At 62.9% G+C, this 8,709-nt stretch carries 6 protein-coding genes and 1 pseudogene; all 7 read right to left on the bottom strand.

Features of this window, described 5'->3' with window-relative positions; genetic code table 11:
* Nucleotides 1-21: 21 nt before the first annotated feature.
* Nucleotides 22-1,923, bottom strand: a complete 1,902-nt coding sequence (locus tag NTCA1_RS05075) for a hypothetical protein (RefSeq protein WP_159828927.1) — start codon at nt 1,921-1,923, stop codon at nt 22-24.
* Nucleotides 1,924-1,935: 12 nt separating this feature from the next.
* Nucleotides 1,936-3,231 carry a site-specific integrase gene (locus NTCA1_RS05070; RefSeq protein WP_146037303.1) on the bottom strand — a complete coding sequence of 432 codons (1,296 nt, stop codon included), beginning with the start codon at nt 3,229-3,231 and terminating at the stop codon, nt 1,936-1,938.
* A 203-nt stretch (nt 3,232-3,434) separates the two neighbouring features.
* Nucleotides 3,435-3,707, bottom strand: a pseudogene (locus NTCA1_RS05065) (dUTP diphosphatase); the annotation flags it as partial.
* Complete coding sequence (locus NTCA1_RS05060) at nt 3,691-5,166, bottom strand: phosphopantothenate--cysteine ligase family flavoprotein (RefSeq protein WP_159828921.1); 1,476 nt, start codon at nt 5,164-5,166, stop codon at nt 3,691-3,693. The gene NTCA1_RS05060 and the pseudogene NTCA1_RS05065, both read right to left, overlap by 17 nt.
* Before the next feature lie 251 nt (nt 5,167-5,417).
* On the bottom strand, nt 5,418-6,971 hold the full coding sequence (gene ubiB / locus NTCA1_RS05055) for a 2-polyprenylphenol 6-hydroxylase (protein WP_159828918.1): 1,554 nt from the start codon (nt 6,969-6,971) through the stop codon (nt 5,418-5,420).
* A gap of 10 nt (nt 6,972-6,981) precedes the next feature.
* Nucleotides 6,982-7,713: a class I SAM-dependent methyltransferase gene (locus NTCA1_RS05050; RefSeq protein ID WP_159828915.1), complete on the bottom strand. Its 732-nt coding sequence runs from the start codon at nt 7,711-7,713 to the stop codon at nt 6,982-6,984.
* A 51-nt stretch (nt 7,714-7,764) separates the two neighbouring features.
* A complete protein-coding gene (locus tag NTCA1_RS05045) occupies nt 7,765-8,667 on the bottom strand; it encodes a DMT family transporter (protein WP_159828912.1) in 903 nt (300 codons plus the stop codon).
* Nucleotides 8,668-8,709 lie beyond the last annotated feature (42 nt).

The following is an 8,709-nucleotide window of genomic DNA, read 5'->3' as shown; positions in this document are numbered from 1 at the left end:
GGGGTCAATTTTAGACGCCGATCACCCCGCTAAGGGGGTCAATTTTGCACGCCGCTCCACACGACGATGCCTAGACCGTCGCTTTTGATTGGCGATATAGGTGATCAAGGAGGCGAAATCGCTGTGGCCTAGCGCGATCTTCGTCAGGATGAGATTGGCCCCGGACTTCTCGTACGCGAAGATTGCCCAAGCCCGGCGGGTCATACCCTGACTTAGCTTTACCGGATCCCCGTTTGAGCGCTTGACGCCGGATGTGGCGAGAGCTGCGTTGAGAGTGGGCCAGTCGATTGCCAGTTCGGCGATCGAGCCATCATCTTGGACCACGAGCCAGGCCCTGTTCTGAAGGTCACGAAGCCGAGGCAGAGTTTGGCGAAGGGCCATGCGCTCCTGGGCGCTAAGTCCGCTAGACTTGTCCCGAATGGTCGCTTCGATAACGTGAATGCGCTTTCCGAGCATGAGCCGCAGAGGCTCCGTCCATGCGATGACACGGCGCATGATATCAAAAGCCGTGAAATCCTTGTTCGTGCTGCTTTGAGCTGTTTGGATTTTTCCCGCAGCGCGGTTCTTTACGGCGTAGATATCAACGTAAGTTCCATTCTCACCGTGAATAGGGTGAGGTCTATGCCAGTTGCCTGGCACGATCTCTAAAGCAGTTGATGCATTGAAGCCGGTTCTTAACAGAAAGAGTGCGAATGCACACTGCAGCTCTTGCTTTGTGGCAAGCGCCAAATGAAGTAATTTATGCTGCTCAGTCATGCTAAGCCGACCGCTTTTAAGCCCATCTAGAAAAATGTGGCATCTTTCTAGAGCTTCTTTAGTTCGATCGTTCGCGCAGTAATACTGATTCTTCCGATGATGATATATGTGGTCTATCCATCCTGCTTTCACCAGTGCCTTACCGTCCCTCGTCAGCGCCTGATGCGGTACGCCCGAAGCGTCGACACCGTCGTTACCCACTGCCAAGGGGCCCTGAAGTACGGCCGAGATGATCTTAGCACGATACTCCACTACTATCGGAAGATCCGTCCGGCCGCCTGGGGCAGGAGACAGAAAGTCGTCCTGAATGACTCTATTTGGGTATCTGTCGAAGAAGGCTGGCGGAGACACTCGAAGAACGGCAGTCTTTGCAAAGCGATGGCTAGAATCTAGTTCCCGCCACAAGTGGCCATACTCGATAACGCGCCGTTCACGAGACTCGTCCGTATCGGCATTTACGCCCCCTCCGACATGCTCGACTGCGGTCGGCACACCGTCTTTAGGAGGAGATGAGGCCTCGTCCGGTAGGAGATAGCGGCCTTCTGCAATCCGCGTGGTTGCGCTCTTCAGTGACGCGATAAGGGCCTCGCCTATGATCCTGTAGTCGTCGTCTTCTCCATCGATGTCGTCTGTACGATCCCAGTTGTTGCTTCCCTTGCTTTGGGGAAAGCGATTCGGAGCAAGGATAAAATTTCCGGGCAGTTCACCGAATTTTTCCTGCGCGGCGGAACGAGCGACGCGCGCGCATTGCGAATATACGCGGGAGAGAACATCGCCTTCGATCTGCTTGGGGAGCCAAGCTTCGAACAAGCCCCAAATGGCACCAGGCAGGTCCTCGACAGCGCCGTCGAACGAAATGGAGCTAACCGGATCTTGACCACTTCCACTAGTTGCTTCGAGCCAGTCAAGGAAGAGGAAGAGGTGGGTAAGATCGGATGCCAAGTTTTTAAACGTATCGTGCGTTATCCGCCTTTCTCTCGTGATCCGGCGGAGGCCAAGAATGAGGTCTAATCCGAGAACAGGGCGCGGCAGTATTTGACGCCCTAATCGTCCGGTCCGGCCAAGAACGAAGTGGCCGCAATCTTCTTCCCAGGCCATTGGTGGCCGAGTACTGCTGCCTTTGGATCGGCCGCGGACGAAATAATCGTGTTGGTTTGTCGTGATCATTCCAGTCAGTCCTCAAAGCCTGTCTTCGAACAGCTTGCTGAGGGAAACAGGAAAGAGGCGTTGGCTGAGTGTGACCAAGTACATTTCGGTGGTCGCAAGATGGTTATGTCCAAGATTCTGCTGGAGGCGGATCAATTCAGTTTGCAGTTCAACATTGAGATCAGGTGGTAATTCACCAGATGCATTCCGCCGGCATTCTGCAGCTTGCAGCAGAAAATTCACGGCATACCAATGCCGCCCCATGTGAGGGGAGATCGATCCAGATTTCCTGAATGCGCGATAGAAGGCCTTCGGAGGAAATGGTGAGCCATCTTCACGCAGCAGTAGAATATGACCGAAGGTCGATTTCTGCTGCAGTCGCAGGCTCCGTGTAAAATCCTGATAAGCAATGATCTGCTTGATGAGAAAAGGTTCAATTTCGACGAGGCGGGTCTTGTTGCCCTTTCCGGTAACCCTAAGGTATTTCTGGTTCCCAGAGCCCTGCTGCACCAGCGCGTCATTGCGAAGATTGATTACCTCGCTCAGCCTCAAGCCGCAGCCGTAGATAAGCAAGGCCCCGACTTGGGCCGCAGGGTCCAAGATAGCCGCAATGTGCCCACGGAGTTCATCCCCATCAGGAAGTCGTACTCGTCTGGGGTCTGGGCGACGTACTACAGCGAACTGCGGGCGTGAGATTGTCAGCGGCGCGCCCGAGAAGGAGGCCACGCGAACCTTCCGCTCCGTAGCGGAGACGATGAACTCTGGTGCCAATCCCTCGAACTTTGTCCAAAGGAGAAAATTCAGCGCATTGATTTGGCGATGATTGATTGTCGTGTTGGAGACAGGGATCCCGCTATTCGACCATTCCCCGGTGCCCATGTCATCACCATACGCCTCGAGAAGATCCTCTTGCGCTCTGAGCAGCCGCTCGTGAACATCTTCATCGGTGTCGTCGAGACTCAGCGATGCCTCCCACCATTCAACAAAATCATCGACGTGGCGCGCTATGACATTAATGCTCTGAGGGAGCGCTCGGCGCCCTTTCTGCTTCAACGCAGCGGCTTGGAAGTTGTCCAATTGTGTTGGTCGGGTGCTCCCAACCTCAGCAAGTTGGGCCCGCCCGATCGATGGCGTCCACGCTTTTGCCCAACGGGCTTGAATGTAGGCGTTGACGAGGCGGCCCGCTTCACCTCCACGGGTAACGTAGGGGCAGCCAACGAATTTACGTGGGATGCCCAAATTCAGCGCGGTCGGCTGGAAATGGAATATCCGCTTTGTCAGGGCTTGTGGTTTTAGAAGGTCCCCCGCTCTGATCTCTGCAACTGGCAAACAACTGTTCCCGAACTGTTCCCTCGTCAGCTAGGAATCAGTCCGGTCGGTGTCAACATAAGTAAAAATAGCGATGGGCAAGTGATCTGTCTCTGTCGCGCCTCAAACAGCCCATTCGAAACATTCCCGGAATTCAACTGTCTCGACCGCAACGCTCAGCCAGCGTTCGCCGTGTTCACCCATGAGAGAGGGGTGTCATGAATGTCCGAATCGATGGTGCCCGGCGCATTGGGCACCGAAATCCCGTGCTTGAGCGCAAGGCCCGAACGCGGGCGGACCTGGATCTCGAAGCCCGGCGGGATCGCCATGGCAAGCCCGGTGGCGACGGCATGGCGGCCGCCCGGGGCCAGGGTCACGTCCTCGGCCGAGACGACGTCCATGCCCGCCGCGCCGTCGGTGGCGTAAACGGGCAGGTCCAGCCCTTCGCCGTGCGGCAGGATCTTGACGGGAACGGGGACCTCAGCGGGGGAGTGCATCTGCGAACCTTTCGACGAGGGCGCGCGCGACGTCCTCCTTGGGCATTTCGGGAAGACTGATCACATCGTCCGCGCGCACGATGTGGACTGCATTGGCATCACCGCCCATCACATCGCCCGATACGTCGTTGGCGATGATCCAGTCGGCGCCCTTGCGTTGGCGTTTTTCGGTGGCGTAGCGAATGACGTCCTGCGTCTCGGCGGCGAAGCCGATCACCAGCGGCGGCCGGTCGGGCCCTTTCGCAAGGGTGGCGAGGATGTCAGGATTTTCGGTCAGCAGCAGCGCGGGCGGTTCCGAGCCGCGCTTCTTGAGCTTCTGGCCAGCCGCCTCGGCCACGCGCCAGTCGGCTACGGCGGCAACCATGACGGCGATATCGGCGGGCAGCGCACCGCGCACCGCCTCGGCCATCTGCAAGGCGCTCTCCACATCGACCCGGTCGACGCCGGGCGGGGTCGGCAGGTGTACCGGCCCGGCCACCAGCGTCACCCGCGCACCGGCCTCCGCGGCGGCGGCGGCGATGGCGAAGCCCTGCTTGCCGGAAGAGCGATTGGCAATGTAGCGCACCGGATCGATCGGCTCCCAGGTCGGCCCCGCGGTCACCAGCACATGGCGGCCCGAAAGCGCCCCCTCGACCGGCGCCGAGGCGAAGCGAAGCGCGCCGGGATCGGTGGCGGGCGCGGCCCGCGCCTCGCCCTTGCGGGCCGCCAGCGCGGCTTCCTCGGGCGTGAAGCCGAGGTCCTCGTGGCTGGCGGCAATGCCTTGCTGCGCTCCAGTAATCTGGCCGCGCGGGATCAGGCCTGCGGTCAGCCCGCCAAGATCGATCCCGTCCTGCCCTGCATGTTCGGGCTCAGGCCCAGCGAACTGCGGCTGCCAGGCGAAAGGATCGCTGCCGGGCAGCGGCGCGACCTCGACCGGGCCGAGCCCGAGCGCCCAGGCGATGCGCTGCCAGATGGCAAGCGGATCGGGCAGGCGGCCGGGACCATATTCCCCGCAGGCCATCGTGCCCTCATCCGGCTCCATCACGTCGACGCCCGCATCGCGCAGGGTCTGGACGTTGCGGGTAGTGGCCGCGTGCTGCCACATGCGCACGTTCATCGCCGGAACCGCCATGACCGGCTTGTCGGTGGCGAGCAGCATCGTCGTCGCCAGATCGTCCGCGATCCCCGAGGCCATCTTGGCGAGAAGATCCGCCGTCGCCGGGCAGACGACCACGAGATCGGCCTCGCGGCTGAGCTGGATATGGCCCATCTCCGCCTCGTTCTTGAGATCCCAGAGCGTGGTATAGACCGGCTTTTCGGAAAGCGCGGCCAGCGCCATGGGTGTGACGAAGTGCGATCCGCCCTCGGTCAGCACACAGGTGACTTCGCCGCCTTCCTTGCGGATCTGCCGGACGAGTTCGCAGGACTTGTAGGCCGCGATACCGCCGCCCACGACCAGGAGAATGCGTGGTCCACTCATGCTTCGGGCTTGTGCAGCACCGGACGGACGCGCGCAATCGGTTTGCGGCCCGGCACCGGGGATAGCGCCTGCGAAATCGGGTCAGCCCGGGCATCCCTACCTGGCTCATCCCTCACCCCGCTCACCTCCCACCCCGCTCATCCTGAGCTTGTCGAAGGATGTGAGGCACAGCGCCACGCCGCCGGGGGCTTCGACAGGCTCAGCCTGAGCGGGGGAGCGATGTCAGTCGGAAAAACGCCCCCGGCGCCCCCTTACCCCAGCAACGTCCAGTAAGTAGCGCCCCAGGCCACGGCGCCGCCGAGCAGGGCCGCCAATCCCAGGCCGATCCACTTGCTGGGTTCCGGCCGGCGCGGGAAGATCAGTTCCACTTCGGGAAGCGGGGCCTGCTCGGGCGCGCCGCCCTTGGGCGGGAACTTCTCCTCGATCCGGCGCACCAGCGCGGGAAGGCGCAGCAGCGTGCCGATATCCTCGCGCAGACGGTCGGCAATGACCGCCTCGGGGCCGAGTTCGTCGCGCAGCCAGCTCTTCACGAAGGGCGCGGAAACGTCCCACATGTTGATGTCGGGATCGAGTGCGGTGGCGAGGCCTTCGACCATGACCATCGTCTTCTGGAGCAGCAGCAGATGCGGCTGGACCTGCATGTCGAAATCGCGGGTGATCGCGAAGAGACCGTCCAGCATCTGGCCGACCGAAAGCTCGGACACCGGCTTGCCGCGCATCGGCTCCCCCACGGCGCGCAGCGCGGTCGCGAACTCTTCCACGGTGTGGTAGCTCGGCACGTACTGCGCCTCGAAGTGGATCTCGGCCACGCGGCGGTAGTTGCCGGTAGTGAGGCCGTAGAGGATCTCCGCCAGCCAGAGCCGCGCCTGCCGGTTGATGCGGCCCATGATGCCGAAATCGATGGCGACGATCGTGCCGTCCGCTTCCACGAACAGGTTGCCCTGGTGCATGTCGGCATGGAAGAAACCGCTGGAAATCGCCTGGGTCAGGAAGGTCAGCACCAGCTTGTGCGCCAGCCTGGGCAAGTCGTGCCCGGCGGCGCGGAGCCCGGCGATGTCGCTCATCTTGGTGGCGCCGATCCACTCGACGGTCAGGACCTGGCCGTTGGTGCGGTCCCAGTCGATATGCGGCACGCGGTAGCCGTGAATGCCCTTCATCGCGTCGGACAGTTCGGAGGCCGAGGCCGCCTCGCGCCGGAGATCCAGCTCGCGCAGGGTCCAGCGCTTGAGATTGGCGACGACCGCGCGCGGACGCAGGCGCGAAGCCTCTCCGCCCAGCGCTTCGAGGTGAGCGGCGGCCCACTCGTAAGTCTCGACATCGCGCGCAAACTGTTCGCGAATGCCGGGACGCTGCACTTTCACCGCGACGGTGCGCCCGTCCGGCGTGACCGCCTTGTGGACTTGCGCGATCGAGGCGGCGCCCACCGGGTTCTCGTCGATCGCGGCGAAGATCTGCTCCAGCGGGCGGCCGAAGCTGCTTTCGATCACGCGGCGGATTTCGGAGAAGGGCACCGGCGGCAGGCTGTCCTGCAGGGTCAGCAGGTTGCGCGCGGGCCCTTCGCCGACGAGGTCGGGCCGGGTGGCCAGCGCCTGCCCCAGCTTGATCGCCGCCGGGCCGATTTCCTGGAAGGCCCCGGCATAGTCGGGCTCGACCGGCTGGCGCGCGCCGAAGCGGGCGATCCGGCACAGGCGCTTCACCTGCGCCGGGGCGTTGCGGTCATTCTCGATGCCCTGCAGCGCCCCATGGCGCGCAAGGACGCGGCCCCATTTCAGGAGCCGCAGGATATGCGTGGTCGATCCGGTCACGGTGTGAGTCTCAGACCTTCCAGGCCGAGTGGATCGCGACGAGGCCGCCCATGATCGGCTCGACCTTGGTATGCTTGAAGCCCGCCGCGCGGATCATCTTCTCGAATTCCGGCATCGGCGGGAAGCGGCGGATCGATTCGATCAGGTAGCGGTACGATTCGGCGTCACCGGCGATGGCCTGGCCGATCTTCGGCACCAGATGGTGCGAATAGGCATCGTAGACTTCCTTGAAGCCCGGCCATTCGGTGGTCGAGAACTCCAGGCAGAAGAAGCGCCCGCCGAACTTGAGCACGCGGTGCGCCTCGGCCAGGGCCTTGTCGATATGCGTGACGTTGCGGATGCCGAAAGCGATCGTATAGGCATCGAAGAAGCGATCCCCGAACGAGAGCACTTCGGCGTTCTGGCGCGACCAGACCAGGCCGTCTATGCCCTGCTCCATCGCGCGCTCGATGCCGACGTCCAGCATGTCCTGATTGATGTCCGACACGGTGATCGAGGCGCCCTGCGCCGCCATGCGGAAGGCGATGTCGCCCGTGCCGCCCGCCATGTCGAGGATCTGCTCGCCCTCGCGCGGCTTCACGCGGCGCACGAACTTGTCCTTCCAGAGCCGGTGCATGCCGGCGGACATGGCATCGTTCATCACGTCGTACTTGCGTGCAACGCTGGAGAAGACGGCGCCGACGCGCCCTTCCTTCTCGTCGGGGCTGACCTCTTCGTAGCCGAAGGAAACCGTTTCGCTCATGGCGCAGTCCTCTAGCCTCCCGGCCGCGCCTGCGCCAGTCCGTCGCGCCGGTTATTTTGTCCTGATCAAGGCGAGCGCGGAAAGCACGATGCCGCCCAGAATCAGCGCCATCCCCGCGAAGTGATAGCCGTGCAGCCGCTCGCCCAGCAGCAGCGCCGAAAGCAGCGCGCCGAACAGCGGCATCAGCGTGATCGCCTGCCCGGCCCGTGCCGCGCCCAGTTCGCCCGTCGCGCGGTTGTAGATGAAATAGGCGATCACCGAAGGGAACACGCCGACATAGGCGAAAGCGGCCAGCACGCCCGGGCGCCACACCACGACCTGACCCTGCGCGGCTTCCATCGCGGCCAGCGGTGCCATCGCCAGAGCGCCGATCGCAAACGTCAGCAGAAGAAAGCTGGCAGCCGAGATCGCCGGGCGCTTCCTCAGGAACACCGTATAGAGCGACCAGGCCGCGACCGCGCAGAACAACAGCCCGTCGCCGCGGCCGAACTGCAACTGCATCATGGCCCCCGGATCGCCCCGGAACACGATGGCCACGACTCCCAGCGTCGAAACCAGCACGCCGATAACGTGCATCCGCCCCGGCCGGCCGCCGAAAATCGCGAAATCCAGCGCCGTGACCGCCGCCGGAATCGCCGCCTGCAACAGAAGGGCATTGGCCGCCGTCGTGTAGTGCAGGCCCGTGTAGACGAAGCTGTTGAAGCACACGATCCCGAGGAAGCCGAGCGCCAGGATCCACCGCCACCCGGCCAGCGCCTCGGCGCGCTCTCGCCAGAGCTGCCGCGCGGCGAACGGCAGCAGGACCAGCACCGCGATCAGCCAGCGCCCGAGCGCCAGGGTGAAGGGCGGAATGTCGTCGCGCACGGCTCGCCCGGTAATCGAGTTGCCGGCCCAGAACAGCATGACCAGGCCGAGCATCAGGAGTGCGCGCGTGCGGGAGCGATTGGTTTCCATCGGGGGTGCTTGCGTCGGAAGGGGATGGAAGGGAAGGAAAAA

The organism is Novosphingobium sp. TCA1, from assembly GCF_009811895.1.
GTDB classification, from domain to species: Bacteria; Pseudomonadota; Alphaproteobacteria; order Sphingomonadales; family Sphingomonadaceae; genus Novosphingobium; species Novosphingobium panipatense_A.
Note: the sequence above shows the minus strand (reverse complement) of the source record. Positions and strands in the feature narration are given on the sequence as shown.